This window comes from Paracoccus sp. 22332 (assembly GCF_052045125.1).
Taxonomy (GTDB): Bacteria; Pseudomonadota; Alphaproteobacteria; order Rhodobacterales; family Rhodobacteraceae; genus Paracoccus; species Paracoccus haematequi_A.
In genome coordinates this window covers 141,953-158,687 of the sequence record NZ_JBQEOI010000003.1, presented here as the reverse complement: position 1 = coordinate 158,687, position 16,735 = coordinate 141,953, and the positions used below count along the sequence as shown (strand labels likewise).

Sequence of the window (16,735 nt, the reverse complement as noted above, 5' to 3'; positions counted from 1 at the left end):
CAGTCACAAACCCGTCACGACCTGTCCACGTTTCCGTGATCTTGCCCTGATACCAGACCGCATCGCGAAAAAGCGCGAAATCGTTGTTCAGGATCAAGATCATGCAAAGAATTGCAGAGTTTGCCGCCGCAGCCGTCTGCGCCTCGGCCCTTTTCGCCCTGCCCGTCGCGGCGGCTTCGGTCGACAGCCCCTATGCCACGCTGAACGGCCAGGCCCCGATCGTGATCGCCCATCGCGGCGCCCCGGCCTATCTGCCCGAGAACACCATCGGCGGGAACGAACTGTCGGCCAAGATGGGCGCGGACTATATCGAGACCGACGTGATGATGACCCGTGACGGCGTTCTGGTGGCGATGCACGATTCCAGCCTGGCGCGCACCACCAATGTCGAATCGGTCTATGCCCCGCGCAACGGCGGCTATGCGGTCAAGGATTTCACCTATGAGGAATTGCAGGCCCTCACGGTCGAGCCGACCGGCTCGGGCCGGTGGACCTATCCCGATTTCGCGCCCCAGGATCCGAATCCCTATCGCATCCCCAGCTTCGCGGACATGCTGGACGCGCTGACCGCCTATAACGACAAGAACGGCACCAATGTCGGGATGCTCACCGAAGGCAAATACGCCTATGACGAGGCGACCAGCCGCGCGGTGATCGAAACGCTGATCGACAAGGGCTATACCACCCGCGAAAAGTCGATGGTCCAGTCCTTCGATTTCGGCAATGTCTTCGCCTACAGCAACCTGCTGCGCGAATACGGTGTGGACATGGGCGTGGCCCAGTTGGGCGGCATCGGCAAGGCGGGCGGCCAGTGGACCATCGACGGCGTGCTGGTCAGCCAGGTTGCCGGCCATATCGACACGCTGGCGGCCAGCTATGGCTCGATCACCAAGGAACTGATCGACTATGCGCATGGCCTGGGCCTCGGCGTCTATGGCTGGACATTCCGCCCCGCCGATCAGGACATGGCCTTCGCGCAACTGAAGGATCTGCTGGACTGGGGCCTGGACGGCATCATCACCGACAACCCCGACTATGCCCGCGCGGTGGTCGATTCGCTTGACCTGGCGCCGGTGCCGCTGCCCGCGGGCCTGCCGCTGATGGCCGCGGGCCTTGGCGCGCTGACCGCGCTGCGCATCCGCCGCCGCCGGGCCTGACCCCCATCGGGGCGGCTCCTCCCGCCGCCCTTTTCCCGATTTCACGAGGATACCATGTTCAACCCGATCCTGCGCGCCGCCGCGCCGCTGCTTGCCCTGGCCGTCCTGGCGGCCCCCGTTTCCGCCGCCAGCGTCATCGTCAACGGCACCTTCGACAACAACACGACCGGCTGGACCGGCAGCTATTCCACCCGGATCGCCGATCCCTGGATCGACACCGGCAGCTATTACTTTCCCGGCGCGGGTCCGACCCATTCCATCTCTCAGGACTATGCCCTGAGCACCGAGGAGCGCGCCAAGACCCAGACCGGACGGCTGGGCTATGCCTTCTCGGCCGACATGTTCGGCTGGCACGGGCAGCGCGACTATTCGATCCTGTCGGTGTCCTTCTTCGACAGCGCGAACACGCTGATGGGTTTTGCCGCGCTGGATACCCGCGACATCTATCCCGACACCGGGATGCCCTGGGATCTGTTCATCTATGCGGGCGGGAAATACTATCAGGAACTGACCGGCTTCCTGCCCACCGGCACCGCCCTGCTGCGCTTCGCCATCGATTCGGTCCGGGTCGGCGGCGGCACCAACAATGACGGCTATATCGACAACGCCTCGTTCGTGCTGACCGACATGCCCGCCCCGGCGCCGGTTCCCCTGCCCGCGACGCTGCCGCTACTGGCCGCTGGCGTCGTCGGGATGGGCGCGCTGCGCCGCCGCAAGACCCGCTGACATCAGACAGGTCGCGCCCCTATCCGGGGGCGCGGCGTTCAGGCGGTCCTGCCCGCCAGTTGCGCGACGCCCATCACCTCCAGCACCTTCGCCTCGATATGGGCGGCGTTCAGGGCCGAGGTGTCATACATCGCATAGGGCGCGTCGTGATCGACGAACCGATCCGGCAGCACCATGGACCGGAAGCGCAATCCGCTGTCAAAGACCCCCTCATCCGCCAGCAGCTGCGCGACATGGCTGCCGAAGCCGCCCACCGCGCCTTCCTCCAATGTGATCAGCGCGTCATGGCCCGCCGCCAGCCGCAGGATCAGGTCGCGGTCCAGCGGCTTGGCGAAGCGGGCATCCGCGACAGTCGGGGTGATCCCGCGCGCCGCCAGGGATTCGGAGGCCTTCAACGCCTCGGACAGGCGGGTGCCGAAGGACAGGATGGCGACGCCCTTGCCCTGCTGGACGATGCGGCCCTTGCCGATCTCCAGCACCTGGCCGCGTTCCGGCATCTCGATCCCGGTGCCCTCGCCGCGCGGAAAGCGGAAGGCGATGGGACCGCTGTCATGGGCGGCGGCGGTGGCGACCATGTGCATCAGTTCGGCCTCGTCGGCGGCGGCCATCACCACCATGCCGGGCAGGTTCGCCAGAAAGGCGATGTCATAGGCCCCGGCATGGGTCGGGCCGTCCTGGCCCACCAGCCCGGCGCGGTCGATGGCGAAACGCACCGGCAGGTTCTGGACCGCCACGTCATGCACCACCTGGTCATAGCCGCGCTGCAAAAAGGTCGAATAGATCGCGCAGAAGGGCTTCATCCCGCCCGCCGCCAGCCCCGCCGCGAAGGTCACGGCGTGCTGTTCGGCGATGCCCACGTCGAAGGTCCGGCGCGGGAAACGCTCGGCGAACTGCTTCAATCCGGTGCCGTCCGGCATCGCGGCGGTGATGCCGACGATCCGGTCGTCGCGCCCGGCCTCGTCGATCAGGGCACGCGCGAAGACGGCGGTATAGCTGGGGGCGTTGGATTTCGCCTTGGCCTGGACGCCCGTCACCATGTCGAACTTGGCCGTGGCATGGCCGCGGTCGGCGGCGTTTTCGGCCGGGGCATAGCCCTTGCCCTTTTTCGTCACGGCATGGATCAGCACCGGCCCGGTGGCGCGCGATTTCACCGTGCGCAGCAGCGGCAGAAGCTGGTCCAGATCGTGCCCGTCGACCGGGCCGATATAGGAAAAGCCCAGTTCCTCGAACAGCGTGCCGCCGATGGTCATGCCCTTCAGCATTTCCTTGGCCCGGCGCGCGCCTTCCTGGAAGGGCGGCGGCAGCAGGCCCACGGCGCCCTTGGCGGCGGCCTTCAGATCCTGGAAGGGCGCGCGGCTGTAAAGGCTGGTCAGGTATGACGACAGCGCGCCCACCGGCGGGGCGATGGACATCTCGTTGTCGTTCAGGATCACGAACAGCCGCTTGCCCAGATGGCCCGCGTTGTTCAGCGCCTCGAAGGCCATGCCCGCGCTCATGGCGCCGTCGCCGATCACCGCGACCGCATCGCCCGGATCGCCGCCCAGATCGCGCGCCACCGCAAAGCCCAGTGCCGCGCTGATCGAGGTGCTGGAATGGCCCGCCCCGAACGGATCATAAGGGCTTTCGGCGCGCTTGGTGAAGCCCGCCAGACCGCCGCCCATGCGCAGGGTGCGGATCCGGTCGCGCCGCCCGGTCAGGATCTTGTGGGGATAGCACTGATGGCCCACGTCCCAGATGATCTTGTCGCGCGGCGTGTCGAAGACCGCGTGCAGCGCCACGGTCAGTTCCACGACGCCCAGGCCCGCTCCCAGATGCCCCCCGGTGACGCTGACCGCGCTGATCGTCTCGGATCTCAACTCGTCGGCGAGCTGGCGCAGTTCCCGATCGCTGAGCGTCTTCATATCCGAGGGCAGCTTGACCCGGTCGAGGATCGGCGTCTTGGTCAGGTCGGTCATGGGCTGGCCCTCTCAGGCATCAGGGGCGGGCGATCAGGTGTCGCGCTCGATAACGAAACGCGCCAGGCGGCGCAAGTTTCCGGCGGCCTCGCCATAGGGCGCCAGGGCGGCATCGGCATCCGCGGCCAGCCGCGCCGCCGTTGCCCGCGCGCCGTCCAGGCCCAGCAGCGACACGAAGGTGGCCTTTCCCGCCTGGGCGTCCTTGCCGACGCGCTTGCCGGTCACATCTTCGTTGCCGGTCACGTCCAGGATGTCGTCGGCGATCTGAAAGGCAAGCCCCACCGCATCGGCATAAGCCGCCAGCGGCGCGGGATCGGCATCGGCGATCAGCGGCCCGGCGATGGCAGCAAAGCGGATCAGCGCGCCGGTCTTGCCGCCCTGCAATTCGGTGATCTGGTCCAGCGTCAGCGGCTGCGCCGCCGTTTCCGCAGCAATGTCCAGGGCCTGCCCCCACACCATCCCCGCCCCGCCGACCGCCTGCGCGAAAGCCGCGACCAGGCGGCGGGTGGCCGCATCGCCGATGGCGGGATCGGCCAGCAGCCCGAAGGCCAGCGATTGCAGCGCGTCGCCCGCCAGGATCGCGGTGGCCTGGGACCATTTCACATGCACCGTGGGCAAGCCGCGCCGCAGGTCGTCGTCGTCCATCGCGGGCAGGTCGTCATGGACCAGGGAATAGGCGTGCAGCGCCTCGACCGCCGCGGCGACCGGCAGGGCGGCATCGTCGGAAATGCCATGCAGGCCGGCGGATTCCATCACCAGAAAGGCCCGGATCCGCTTGCCTCCCGCGCAGGCATAAGCCATCGCGTCTTGCAATTCGCCGGGCGGCAGGGCGCCGACGGCACGGTCCAGCGCGGCCTGGACCTGCGCCTTTACCCCGTCCAGCCGGTCCTGCATCACAGCCCCTCGGCCGGTTCCGTTCCCGTGGGCTGGCCATTGGCGGCCAGGGTGATCTTTTCCACCCGGTCCTCGGCCTCGCGCAGGCGTTTCTCGCAATGCTGGCGCAGCAGGGCGCCGCGTTCGTACAGGCGGATGGATTCGTCCAGCGTCGCGTCGCCGGTTTCCAGCTTGCCGACCGTGGCCTCCAGCTCTTTCATGGCTTCCTCGAAGCTCATGGTCGCGATGTCGTTCATGTTCCGGCCTCCAGCAGCACTTCGACATGGGCGCGGACGGACCGGCCCAAAGCGGCCAGATCATAGCCACCTTCCAGGCAGGATACCACCGGGGCCGACAGATCCGCCGCCATGCCGCAGATCATCCGGGTGATGGCGGCGAAATCGCTGTCATCCCAGTTCAGTTGCGCCAGGGGGTCGGCCGCATGGGCGTCAAACCCGGCCGAGACGATCACCAGTTGCGGGCCAAACGCGCGACAGCGGGCCAAGATGTCGCGCCAGGCCGCCTGCCCCGCCGCGCCGTCCGATCCGGGCCTCAGCGGCACGTTCACCACCTGCCCATGCGCGCCGCGTTCCGTGGCCGCCCCCGTACCGGGATAGAGAGGCATCTGGTGGGTGGACGCAAAGAAGGCCTGGGGTTCGTCCCACAGCAGATCCTGCGTGCCGTTGCCGTGATGCACGTCGAAATCCAGCACCGCCACCCGGTCCAGCCCGTGATGGTCCAGGGCACGCTTGGCCGCGATGGCGGCATTGCCGAAGATGCAGAAACCCATCGGCTTTTCACGTTCGGCGTGATGGCCGGGCGGGCGCATGGCGACGAAAGCATTCGCGGCCTCACCCACCAGCACGGCATCCACGGCGGCAACCGCGCCGCCCACCGCGCGCAGGGCGGCATCCAGGCTGCCGGGCGACAGATGGGTGTCCGCGTCCAGCATCCGCCAGCCTTCGTCCGGCACAGCGGCGCGGGTGCGGTCCAGATAGGATTGCGGGTGGCAGCGCAGGATCTCGGCCTCGTCGGCGCGGGGCGCCTCGCGCCGGTCCAGCGGCAGGTCGGCAAGCGCGTCCAGAACGGCGGCGTGGCGGGCCACCTGTTCGGGATGACCGGGCGGCGTGATGTGGCGTTCGGCGTCGGAATGGGTGAACAGGGCCGTGGTCATCAGACCTCCATCTTGCCGATCAGGGGCAGGTCGTCCTCGGGTCCGACGCTGTGGCGTTCGATCATGCGGTGGACCAGCGGATCGCCCTCGCCCTGATGCAGGGCGCGCAGGGCGACGGTGATTTCGGCATCCGACTTGGTGCGGCGCAGGTTGTGGCGGACGTATTCGTCCCAGGTGGCGATGTGATAGCTTTCCGACCACAGATCGGGATGTTCCAGATCGCGCAGCAGCGCCCAGTTGCGCGCGCCGTCGCGGCGGCGCACGCCCCGGCGCAGCTGCATCAGGCGCAGGAATTCGGCCGTGTCCTTCTGCGCGATCCGGTAATCGACCATCACCATGATCGGCCCCGACCGGCCCCGCAGATCCAGCCGCAGCGCCGGTTCGCGGAAGCGGTTGAGCGGCTCCAGATCGGCGGTGCCGAAATCGGGCGCCTTGAACCAGAAGCCGATCACCGCCCCCGCCAGCAGCACGATGCCGGCCGCTGTCAGCGCATCGCCCAGGCCATGCGCGCCCGCAACGGCGCCCCAGATCCAGGATCCCGCCGCCATACCGCCGAAGGTCGCCGTCTGATACAGCGCCAAGGCGCGCGCCACGACCCAGCGAGGCGTCGAAAGCTGCACCGTCACGTTGAACAGCGACAGGGCCAGCACCCAGGACGCCCCGGCAGGCAGCAGCGCCAGGGCGTGCAGCCAGACGTTCTGGGTCTGGCCCAGCACGACGGCAGACAGGGCGAAACCCGCAAAGGCCATGCGCACGATGTTTTCGTTGTCGAAGCGTGCCCGGATGCGCGGGTTCAGCGCCGCGCCGACGATGGCGCCCAGACCATAGCAGCCCAGCAATCCGCCGAACAGCATGGATCCCCCCTCGGGGTGGGCCTTGGCGATCAGCGGCAGCAGCGCCAGCACCGATACGGCGGCGAAACCGAACAGCGCGCCCCGGCCGATCACCTTCATCAGGTTCGGCGACAGGAAGACATAGCGCAGCCCGGCGGCGACAGCGGGCAGGAACGCCTCGGGCGGCGCGGTTCGGGGGGCGATGTTGGGACGCCAGCGCAGCAGCGCGCCCAGAAGCGGGATATAGGACAGCGCGTTGACCGCAAAGGCCGCCGCCGCGCCGAAAGCCGCGACGATGAAGCCCCCGGCGGCAGGCCCGACGCTGCGCATCAGGTTGAAGCCGACCGAGTTCAGCGTGACGGCGGCGGGCAGGTCGGCGCGCGGCACCAGATCGCCCATGCTGGCCTGCCAGGGCGGGTTATAAAGCGCCTGCCCCGCCCCGATCAGGAAAGTGAAGGCCAGCAGCAGCCAGGGCGTCAGCCAGCCCTGCCAGGCGACGACGGCCAGGACCAGCGACACGATGCCCATGAAGCATTGCGCGAACAGCAGGATCGTCTTGCGGTCGAAGATGTCGGCCAGCGCGCCCGAGGCCAGCGCCAGCAGCATGATCGGCAGCGTGTTGGACGCCTGCACCAGAGCAATCAGCGTGGCGCTGTCGGTCAGCTGCGTCATCAGCCAGGCCGCGCCCACCGCCTGGACCAGGCCGCCGAAGTTCGAGACCAGCGTCGCGCTCCACAACAGGCGGAAGTCGCGGTGGCGGAACGGGGCAAGGGCAGAGGGACGGGGTGGCGGCGGCTGCTGGGTCACGGATACGGTCGCTTCGGGCTTTCCGTCACCCTAGCCAGCGGCGCGCGAGGGGGCAATGCAGGGCAGGACGACAAGGGCAGACGCGCTTCTTTCCATGGCGATGAAACCAAAACAAACGCGAATTTGTTCCGCCGTCAGCCGATCTTGATGAGACTGCCGCCCTTTCGCCACAACCCGCGCCCCGCTTCGATCCGGGCTGGGGCGCAAGGCTTGACGACCACTGTCTGTGACGGGCTGATGAACCCCAGCGCGAATCACCCCCTGCCCCGACGGGCACGGGCGATTCACACGAAATCTTGGATGCTGCCGGCGCCCGCGACAGGTCGCCGGATGCCATGAAGGAACATGATGATGCGTCTTGTGACCCTGTTCACGGCGGTCGCCCTGGGGCTTGCCGCATGTGGAAGCAGCCAGCCGGTCACGCTGGCCACCCCCACGGTGCCGCCGATCTATCAGGCCCGGACCGATACCGGCCCGAACGGAGAGCCGATCCAGATCCCCGCTGTCCGCGCCGCCTATCTGAACGAACGCAACCAGCGCCAGCAGGTCGCCTATAACGGGCCGGAAGCGCCGGGCACCATCGTCGTCGATCCCTATGCCCGCGTGCTGTATCACGTCCAGCCGGGCGGCCAGGCGATGCGCTATGGCGTGGCCGTGGGCCGGGCGGGCACGGGCTACGCGGGCACCGCGACCATCGCGCGCAAGGCGGCCTGGCCAAGCTGGCGGCCGACCGACAACATGATCCGCACCCAGCCCGACCTTTACGCGCAGTTCGCGGGCGGGCTGTCGGGCGGGATGCACAACCCGTTGGGGTCGCGAGCGCTGTATCTCTACGAAGGCGGGCGCGACACCTATTACCGCATCCACGGCACGATGGACCCGTCCTCGATCGGCAAGGCGACCTCGGCCGGGTGCATCCGGCTGTTCAACCAGGACATCATCGACCTGTTTTCGGAAGTCAGCACCGGCACCACGGTCCATGTCCGCACCCAGGCGGAAAGCATCCGCTATGAAGGACCGATGACCGAAACGCCCGAGGGCTATGTGGTGCCCGCCGGGCAGGCGCCGATGGCCACGGCCTCTCTGGCCCCGGCCACCGCGCAGGTGACCGATCCCTATGCGGTGACGACCGTCGCCACGCCCTACAGCGCGCCGGTCACGACCGTTTCGCCGGTGGAAAGCGCCGTCCAGTAACGCCGCGCCGCCCCATCCTGCCGAAGGCCCCGGTTCGCGCCGGGGCCTTTCCGTTTGCAAATCCTGGAAATCTTCCGCAAAATCCGCGCGAAATCAGGCCCGCGCCAAGGATGAAGCGATGCCCAACTATAGCAAGCTGGAACAGGAACTGCTGACCGCCGAACAGCGCGCCCTGACGGAAAACAGCCGCGGCGCGGCCTTCGGGACGCTGGACGACCCCGGATTGTCCCGGCTGATCGCCGATCTGGACAAGGCTGTCGGCCAGGCCGGGCCCAGGGGCGCGGACGGTCAGATCGCGGCGGCGGATGTCCTGGCGGCGGCCCTGCGGCGGGCCAAGGCAGAGCGGCGCAAGCGCAGTCAGGCTGCACAGGGGGGCCAGGGCACCGCGGCGGAAGGTGCCGCCGCGACGCCGAAGCCTGCCGCCGCCGCCAAACCTGCTGCCAAACCCGCCGCCAAACCCGCCCGGCGCAAGCCTGCCTCTCCGGCGCGGAAGCCTGCGGGCCGCGAAAAGGCCGAGGTGCGCAAGGCCGACCTGCGCACCGGATCGCGCCGCATCGCCAAGGCGAAGCCCGCGACCGCCGCTCCGGCCGAACCGGCGCCGCAGCCCTCCGTCGCACCCACGGTTGCGCCCGCTCCGGCTAAATCGGCCGCCCCTGCCGTGACGAAACCGGCCGTAGCGGACAAGGCCCACGCGGATCGGAAGCACCAGGACAAGGCCGCCCGGAAAGCCGCAAAAGAGGCCGAGAAGGAAGCCCGCAAGGCTGCCCGCAAGGCGGAAAAGGATGCGGCCAAGGCCGCCCAGAAGGCCGAAAGAAAGGCCGAAAAAGCCGCTGCAAAGGCCGCGAAGGCCGATTCAGCCAAAACCAAGAAGACCAAGGGGAAGAAGGACAAGCCCAAGAAGGGCAAGGCGGGCAAGTCGCGTGCCGCCGATCCCCTGGACGCCGCCTGATCCCGATCCGGGGATGGGGGGACCGATCGCCCTTTGCCGCCGCGCGGTCGGCCGGATAGGACGGGCCGCAGCCGCCTTGGCAGTGCTGGCCCTGCCCGCGCAGGCCTTTCCCGCCGTGGACGCCCTGGCCGGACGCCCGCCCGTCCGCCAGTCGGATTCGCTGCGCTGCACCGATGACGGGCGCGACTGCGTGCGGCTGGACCACTATGCCGCCGATGTCTGCAAGCTGATCGAACGGAACGCGGCGGAGCGCGGGCTGGATCCGAACTTCCTGGCGCGGCTGCTGTGGAAGGAAAGCCGGTTCGAACCCGGCGCGATCAGCCCCGTGGGCGCGCTTGGCATTGCGCAGTTCATGCCCGGCACGGCCGATCTGTATGACCTGCACGACCCGTTCAACCCCGCCCAGGCGATCCACAAATCCGCCTGGTATCTGCGCCACCTGACCGACATGTTCGGCAATATCGGCTTGGCCGCCGTCGCCTATAACGGCGGGGAAAACCGCGCCGCGCGCTTCGTCGGCAAGACCGGCGGCCTGCCCTATGAGACCCAGGATTACGTCGCCTCGATCACCGGATTCGAGGCGCTGCGCTGGCGCGACAACCCGCCACCGGCCAGCGACCTGAAGCTGGCCCTGAACCCCGACATGGCCTTCCGCCCCGCCTGCGAGAAATTGGCGGGCGACCGCAAGCTGCGCGAATTCCTGATCCAGCCCAAGGTCTTTCCCTGGGGCGTGATCGTGGCCAGCCATCCCAGCCAGTCGGGCGCCATCCAACAGGTCGCCCGCCTGAACCGCAGCCTCCGCCCGATCCTGGGCGACAAGCAGGTGGGCTATGTCAGGAAACGCATCACCGGAATGCCGCGCGCCGTCTATACCGCCCAGATCGGCTGGGACAGCCGACGCGAGGCCGCAGCGTTCTGCAACCGCTTCAAGCAGTTGGGCGGGCGCTGCATCGTGCTGCGGAATTAAGGTCGGCGTGGTCCGGCCCAAAGGCCAATACCCTATCGTTTCTTGGACATTCGGCAGACGGTTTATCTCCTCGGGCGACAGATAGCTGTCGTCTGAGTCGTGCCAGAGGCAGCAACGCTTATCTTACAGTGACGGTCACACAGCCGGACAAGGTTTTGCCACGCACCTCTGGCGTCGTGTTCCGAATGCAGAACTTGTCCTGCCCTGCAAAGCCTGCGGACGGCATATAGACGATCCCTTGCGGCGAAACGCCGATTTTCCCATTCGCAGGTGCGCGGGTAAGCGCAAGTTCGGTCGCAAAGGTTCGGGTACCTTTCGCATCGTCGATAAAGGCAGGATAGTCGATGATGCAGGACGACTCGCCCATACGCATTTCGAATTGACCGTTCCCCTTTCCGCTTGCCCAGCCCCGACCCAATCCGCCATTACAATCCGCATAAGCGGCGGGGGCCAAGACAAGAACCAGGGGAACGATTAAGGCAGATAACCTGGACATGCGCATCTTACTCTCCGAACTGATTAACAGCGCAATCAGACATGATTCGCATTACTAAATTATCACGATTTTAATTGATCCTATAGTTTGCATGAATACTGCAAGCGTCCCAATTCACAAAAAACTCTGCGGATCAATATCCACCGACAGCCGCAAATTCGCGGGCGGCTTGTGCGGGGCCAGCCATGCGGCGATGGCGGCCTGCACCGGCGCCTGGCGGGGGGCGTGGACCAGCATCCGCATCCGGTGGCGGCCCCGGATCCGCGCGATGGGCGCGGGCGCCGGTCCCCACAGTTGCGCGCCCGCCTGGTCCAGCGGCGCGGCATGGGCGGCCAGGTGGCGGGCGAAGTCGCTGACCACGCCCAGGTCGGGATGGGACAGGATGATCCCCGCCAGACGGCCGAACGGGGGCATTCCGGTGGCCTGGCGCCCGGCGGCCTCGGCGTTCCAGAAGGCTTCGTCCTCGCCCGACAGGATCGCGCGGATCACCGGATGGTCGGGCTGATGGGTTTGCAGCAGCGCCACACCCGGCGCCGCGCCCGACACCCGCCCGGCCCGGCCCGCGACCTGGCGCATCAACTGAAAGCTGCGTTCCGCCGCGCGCAGGTCGGCGCCTTGCAGGCCCAGGTCGGCGTCGATCACCCCCACCAGCGTCAGGCGCGGAAAGTTGTGGCCCTTGGCGACGATCTGGGTGCCGATGATGATCTGCGTGTCGCCATTCGCGATCTCGGCGATGGTGTCCTTCAGCGCGCGGGCGGACTGGAACAGGTCCGACGACAGCACCGTGGCTTTGGCATCGGGGAACCGGGCCGCGACCTCCTCGGCGATGCGTTCGACGCCGGGGCCGATGGGGGCCAGCTTGCCCTCGACCTTGCAGGACGGGCAGGCGGTCGGGATAGGCCGGGTTTCCCCGCATTGGTGGCAGACCAGGCGGTTCTGGAAGCGGTGTTCCACCATCCGCGCGTCGCATTGGTGGCAGGCGATCTGTTCGCCGCAGGCCCGGCAGACCGTCACCGGGGCGAAGCCGCGCCGGTTGAGGAACAGCAGCGACTGTTCGCCGCGCGCGATCCGCGATTCGACCGCACCCGCCAGCGTGGGCGAGATCCAGCGGCCCGAGGCCATCTCCTCGGCCCGCAGGTCGATGGCAGCCATGTCGGGCAGTTCGGCGGCGCCATAGCGCGACCGCAGATCCAGCCGCCGGTATTTGCCGCTGGCCGCGTTCACCCAGCTTTCCAGGCTGGGCGTGGCGGATGCCAGCACCACCTGCGCCCCGTTGATCGAGGCCCGCAGCACCGCCATGTCGCGGGCGCTGTAATAGACGACATCCTCTTGTTTATAGCTGGAATCATGTTCCTCATCGACGACGATCAGGCCCAGGTCGCGGAAGGGCAGGAACAGCGCTGATCTTGCGCCGACGACCAGACCGACCTCTCCGCGACCGGCCATGTGCCACAGACGGCGGCGTTCGGTGCGGGTGATGCCGCTGTGCCATTCGCCGGGACGGGCGCCGAAGCGGGCCTCGACCCGGTCCAGAAACTCGGCCGACAGGGCGATTTCGGGCAGCAGGACCAACGCCTGACGGCCCGCGCGCAGGCATTCGGCGACGGCTTCCAGATAGACCTCGGTCTTGCCCGACCCAGTGACGCCGCGCAGCAAAGTGGTGCCGTAACCGCCCGACCCGAGGGCTGCGCGCAAGGCGTCCGCCGCAGCCTGCTGGTCAGCGTCCAGCGGCTTGCCGGGACGCGCCGGATCAAGACGGGGATAGGGCAGGTCGCGCGGCGCCTGGATCTCGGCCAGGGTGCCCGCCGCGACCAGGCCCTTGACCACCGCCGTGCCGACCCCGGCCAGGTGCGCCAGTTCCGACGCTGCAAAGCTTGCCCCCCCGTGGTCGGCCACGACCTGCATCACGCGCTCGCGCGCCTCGGTCATGCGCGACGGCGCGGCGCCGCCCGGCACGATTACGCGGCGCGCGGCAGGCGGCTGGTCCAGATCCGGCGCGCGGGTCGCCATGCGCAGCATCAGCGGCAGCGGCGTCAGCGTGTATTCGGCGGCGCGGGCCAGAAATTCCAGGAACCGCGCATCGAAGGGGTCCGCATCCAGCACCCGCGCGACCGGGCGCAGCTTGGCGAGGTCGAAATCGCCCGTCCCCGGCCCCATCACCAGGCCCAGCACCCGGCGCGGCCCCAGCGGCACCAGAACCAACTGCCCCTGCGCCACCCCGCCTTCGGGCGCCAGGTAATCCAATACGCCCACAGGTTCGACCGTCAGGACGGCGATGCGGTCGCGCGCGGCGAAAAAGGCGTGGGGGCTTTTCATCGCCCTGATAAAACCCCGCCCCGCGCCCGTTGCAAGCCCGCCCTGCCCCTTTCGGCGGACGGGGTTTTGCGCTATCACCCCCGCGAACCGCCTTGGGGAGCCTGGCCATGAAATTCTTCCTTGATACCGCCGATGTGGATGCCATCCGCGAACTGAACGACCTGGGCATGGTCGACGGCGTGACCACCAACCCGTCGCTGATCCTGAAAGCCGGCCGCAACATCGAGGAGGTGACGGCCGAAATCTGCGCCCTGGTCGACGGCCCCGTCAGCGCCGAGGTCGTCGCCGAAAACGCCGAGGACATGATCCGCGAGGGCCGCCACCTGGCGAAGATCGCCAAGAACATCGCCATCAAGGTGCCGCTGACCTGGGACGGGCTGAAGGCCTGCCGGACCTTCGCCGACGAAGGCCACATGGTCAACGTGACGCTGTGCTTCACCGCCGCCCAGGCGATCCTGGCCGCCAAGGCGGGCGCCACCTTCATCAGCCCCTTCGTGGGGCGGCTGGACGACATCGGCCTGGACGGCGTGGATCTGATCGCCGACATCCGCGAGATCTATGACAACTATGGGTACGAGACCCAGATCCTCGCGGCCTCGATCCGGTCGGTGAACCACATCGTCGAGGTGGGCAAGATCGGCGCCGACGTGATCACCGCGCCCCCCGCCGTCATCAAGTCGATGGCAAAGCATGTCTTGACGGACAAGGGGCTTGAGCAGTTCACTGCCGACTGGGCCAAGACCGGTCAGAAGATCGGCGGATAACGCACAGAAACAGGTATAAGGCGGGACAGGCATGACGGCGGAACAGCAGGCGATTCTGGATTCGGAAACGCGCGACAGGCTTCTGGCCGATCCCGGCGTCATCCTGGCCGACCGCGACCTGATGCGGGCGCTTGTCGCCGCCCGCGAGGCCGAGGTCGGCGACAATGTCATCGACATCCGCGGCCGCGCGATGGAGGTGCTGGAATCGCGCCTCGACCGGCTGGAAAGCCAGCATGAAAGCGTGATCGCCGCCGCCTATGACAACCAGTCGGGCACCGCGGTCATCCACCGGGCGGTGATCGGGCTGCTGGAATCGGCCGATCTGGCCGAACTGGTGGACAGCCTGCAATCCGACATCGCCCCCCTGCTGCGGATTGAAACCCTGCGGCTGGTGGTCGAACCCGCCCCCGCCATCCCCGGCCTGCCCGAGGATGCCGTGACCGTCCCCGACGGCGCCATCGGCAGGATCATCGCCGCCGGACGGCGCACGCCGCGCGGCGACGACATCGTGCTGCGCCCCGCCTCGCCCATCACTCAGCCGCTGCACGGCCGCCAGGTCGCGTCCGAGGCGATGCTGCCCATCGACCTGGGCGCCCGGCGCCCGCGCGCCATGCTGCTGATGGGCAGCGGCGACGCGTCCCGCTTCATGCCCGCCCACGGCACCGACCTGCTGCGCTTCTTCGCCCAGGTGTTCCGGCTGGTGCTGCTGTCGCGGCTGCGCGGATGACCGCGCCGCTGGCCCTGGCCCCCGCCATGGCCGACGCCCTGTCCCGCTGGCTGGAGGTCGAGGCCGCGACCCGCGACAGGTCGAACCATACAGTCACCGCCTATCGCGGCGACCTGCTGACCTTTCTGGCCTTCCTGGGCAGTCATCACGGCCAGCCCGCGACGCCGAAATCACTGGGGGATCTGCGCCAGACCGACATGCGCGCCTTCGCCGCCGCCGAGCGCGCGCGGGGCCTGGGCGCGCGGTCGCTGGCCCGGCGGCAATCGGCGGTGCGCAGCTTCCTGCGCTGGATCTCGGACCGCGAGGGCCACGACCTGTCCGCCGCGCTGTCCACCCGCAGCCCGAAATACACCCGGTCCCTGCCCCGCCCGCTGACCCCCGACCAGGCGAGGGACACGCTGGACATGGTGGCCGTCCAGCATGACACCCCCTGGGTCGCCGCCCGCGACACTGCGGTGATGACGCTGCTGTGGGGCTGCGGGCTGCGCATCTCCGAGGCCCTGAACCTCGACGGCGCCGACTGGCCGTTCCGCGACAGCCTGACCATCACCGGCAAGGGCGGGCGGCAGCGGCATGTCCCCGTCCTGCCGGTGGCCCGCGACGCGGTGGCCGATTACCTGCGCCAATGCCCCTGGCGGCTGGCACCGGACCAGCCGCTGTTTCGCGGCGTGCGCGGCGGGCGGCTGTCGCCCGGTGCGGTCGAGGGGACGATGCAGAAGGTCCGCGCATCGCTGGGCCTGCCGCCCACCGCGACGCCCCATGCGCTGCGCCATTCCTTCGCGACCCATCTGCTGGCGGCAGGGGGTGACCTGCGCACCATCCAGGAGCTTCTGGGCCATGCGAGCCTGTCCACCACGCAGGTCTATACCGGCGTGGACGACGCGCATCTGATGGCGGTCTATCATTCGGCGCATCCGCGGGGATGACGCCTCTGGACGGGAACCCGGCGATGGCACAGGATCGCCGCGTCACCCCGTCCCGAGATTTTCATGACCCCAGATCGCAGACAGTTCCTCGGCAGCGCCCTCGCGCTTGCGGCCCTTGCCGGTCCCGGCGCAGCAGAATCCGCGCGCGTCGATTACATCCCCTATCCGCGCGAAGCGCCCCGCGCAGGGGCCAACCCCGCCTATGACGAACCCGCGACCATCGGCGAGACGCTGACCGTCGACCATGCCGGGCAGGAACGGCGGGTTCACCTGTATGTGCCGCAGGGCGGCGACGGGCCGCGCCGGTCGATGCTGCTGCTGCACGGGGCGCAGCGGACCGGGCGGTCGATGCTGGACATGTGGCAGGCGGCGGCGGATCGCAGCGGCGTGGTGCTGATCGCCCCCGACGCGCTGGCCCAGGGCTGGTCGCCCGATGCCGATCCGCCCGACCTGCTGGTCGCCGCGCTGAACGCCGCCGCGGCGCGGGTGCCGCTGGCCCCGGACGGGGTCGCGATGTTCGGCCATTCCTCGGGCGGGATGCTGGCGCAGCTTTACGCCAACCAGGTCCAGGGACCGTGGCGCGCCGTCGCAACCCACGGCGCGGCGCTGCCCGCCGACGCGATCCGGTCGCCCGCCGTCTCTCCGGTTCCGATGCGGCTCTACATCGGCGCGGGCGACCACCTGTTTCCGCCCCGCCAGGCGCGCGTGACGACGGATGCCCTGGCGGCGGCGGGCCATCCCGCCCAGATGATCGGGATCGCCGGGCATACGCATTGGTATTACGCCCTGGGGCCGTGGCTGGCCGAAGATTGCCAGGCCTGGCTGTCGGATCACGGCCTGGGCTGACAGGCAGCAGAACCCCGCCGCCCGT

General features: G+C 68.5%; 16 protein-coding genes. 9 read left to right on the top strand and 7 right to left on the bottom strand.

All coding sequences use genetic code 11. The features are described from left to right. The first annotated feature begins 101 nt into the window (after positions 1–101). Both ACTJI6_RS04735 and ACTJI6_RS04730 read left to right on the top strand, forming a co-directional pair. Positions 102–1,157: a glycerophosphodiester phosphodiesterase family protein gene (locus ACTJI6_RS04735; RefSeq protein ID WP_440798302.1), complete on the top strand. Its 1,056-nt coding sequence runs from the start codon at positions 102–104 to the stop codon at positions 1,155–1,157. A gap of 54 nt (positions 1,158–1,211) precedes the next feature. Further along, positions 1,212–1,883, top strand: a complete 672-nt coding sequence (locus ACTJI6_RS04730) for a hypothetical protein (RefSeq protein ID WP_440798300.1) — start codon at positions 1,212–1,214, stop codon at positions 1,881–1,883. A gap of 38 nt (positions 1,884–1,921) precedes the next feature. Here ACTJI6_RS04730 and dxs read toward each other — a convergent pair whose 3' ends face one another. The 5 genes from dxs to ACTJI6_RS04705 are packed head-to-tail and all read right to left on the bottom strand — an operon-like array spanning position 1,922 to position 7,525. Beyond that, entirely contained in the window at positions 1,922–3,838 is a 1,917-nt protein-coding gene (dxs, locus tag ACTJI6_RS04725; RefSeq protein WP_440798298.1) for a 1-deoxy-D-xylulose-5-phosphate synthase, read from the bottom strand. A gap of 33 nt (positions 3,839–3,871) precedes the next feature. After that, complete coding sequence (locus tag ACTJI6_RS04720; protein WP_440798296.1) at positions 3,872–4,732, bottom strand: polyprenyl synthetase family protein; 861 nt, start codon at positions 4,730–4,732, stop codon at positions 3,872–3,874. After that, entirely contained in the window at positions 4,732–4,968 is a 237-nt protein-coding gene (locus ACTJI6_RS04715; protein ID WP_126153065.1) for an exodeoxyribonuclease VII small subunit, read from the bottom strand. The genes ACTJI6_RS04720 and ACTJI6_RS04715 overlap by 1 nt, the downstream gene beginning before the upstream one ends. Further along, entirely contained in the window at positions 4,965–5,885 is a 921-nt protein-coding gene (locus tag ACTJI6_RS04710) for a histone deacetylase family protein (protein WP_440798293.1), read from the bottom strand. The genes ACTJI6_RS04715 and ACTJI6_RS04710 overlap by 4 nt, the downstream gene beginning before the upstream one ends. Then, a complete protein-coding gene (locus tag ACTJI6_RS04705) occupies positions 5,885–7,525 on the bottom strand; it encodes an MFS transporter (RefSeq protein WP_126153067.1) in 1,641 nt (546 codons plus the stop codon). The genes ACTJI6_RS04710 and ACTJI6_RS04705 overlap by 1 nt, the downstream gene beginning before the upstream one ends. A 351-nt stretch (positions 7,526–7,876) precedes the next feature. Between ACTJI6_RS04705 and ACTJI6_RS04700 the strand changes: the two genes are divergently transcribed. From ACTJI6_RS04700 to ACTJI6_RS04690, 3 genes are all read left to right on the top strand, one after another. Next, positions 7,877–8,719 carry a L,D-transpeptidase family protein gene (locus ACTJI6_RS04700; protein ID WP_126153116.1) on the top strand — a complete coding sequence of 281 codons (843 nt, stop codon included), beginning with the start codon at positions 7,877–7,879 and terminating at the stop codon, positions 8,717–8,719. 118 nt (positions 8,720–8,837) lie between these two features. After that, the gene (locus ACTJI6_RS04695; RefSeq protein ID WP_440798290.1) at positions 8,838–9,668 is read left to right on the top strand and encodes a hypothetical protein; all 831 of its coding nucleotides are present in this window, start codon (positions 8,838–8,840) and stop codon (positions 9,666–9,668) included. Continuing rightward, on the top strand, positions 9,640–10,635 hold the full coding sequence (locus ACTJI6_RS04690) for a lytic transglycosylase domain-containing protein (RefSeq protein WP_440798288.1): 996 nt from the start codon (positions 9,640–9,642) through the stop codon (positions 10,633–10,635). The genes ACTJI6_RS04695 and ACTJI6_RS04690 overlap by 29 nt, the downstream gene beginning before the upstream one ends. Before the next feature lie 118 nt (positions 10,636–10,753). Here ACTJI6_RS04690 and ACTJI6_RS04685 read toward each other — a convergent pair whose 3' ends face one another. Both ACTJI6_RS04685 and ACTJI6_RS04680 read right to left on the bottom strand, forming a co-directional pair. Then, entirely contained in the window at positions 10,754–11,137 is a 384-nt protein-coding gene (locus ACTJI6_RS04685) for an Ig-like domain-containing protein (RefSeq protein WP_440798286.1), read from the bottom strand. Positions 11,138–11,245: 108 nt separating this feature from the next. Beyond that, positions 11,246–13,447, bottom strand: a complete 2,202-nt coding sequence (locus ACTJI6_RS04680; RefSeq protein ID WP_440798284.1) for a primosomal protein N' — start codon at positions 13,445–13,447, stop codon at positions 11,246–11,248. Between the two features lie 107 nt (positions 13,448–13,554). Here ACTJI6_RS04680 and fsa point away from each other — a divergent pair, with 107 nt between their 5' ends. The 4 genes from fsa (at position 13,555) to ACTJI6_RS04660 (ending at position 16,710) form a co-directional block, all read left to right on the top strand. After that, a complete protein-coding gene (gene fsa / locus ACTJI6_RS04675; protein WP_440798282.1) occupies positions 13,555–14,211 on the top strand; it encodes a fructose-6-phosphate aldolase in 657 nt (218 codons plus the stop codon). 31 nt (positions 14,212–14,242) lie between these two features. After that, positions 14,243–14,938: a DUF484 family protein gene (locus tag ACTJI6_RS04670; RefSeq protein WP_440798280.1), complete on the top strand. Its 696-nt coding sequence runs from the start codon at positions 14,243–14,245 to the stop codon at positions 14,936–14,938. Continuing rightward, the gene (locus ACTJI6_RS04665; RefSeq protein ID WP_440798278.1) at positions 14,935–15,864 is read left to right on the top strand and encodes a tyrosine recombinase XerC; all 930 of its coding nucleotides are present in this window, start codon (positions 14,935–14,937) and stop codon (positions 15,862–15,864) included. The genes ACTJI6_RS04670 and ACTJI6_RS04665 overlap by 4 nt, the downstream gene beginning before the upstream one ends. A 63-nt stretch (positions 15,865–15,927) precedes the next feature. Further along, complete coding sequence (locus ACTJI6_RS04660) at positions 15,928–16,710, top strand: dienelactone hydrolase family protein (protein WP_440798276.1); 783 nt, start codon at positions 15,928–15,930, stop codon at positions 16,708–16,710. The last annotated feature ends 25 nt before the right edge of the window (positions 16,711–16,735 follow it).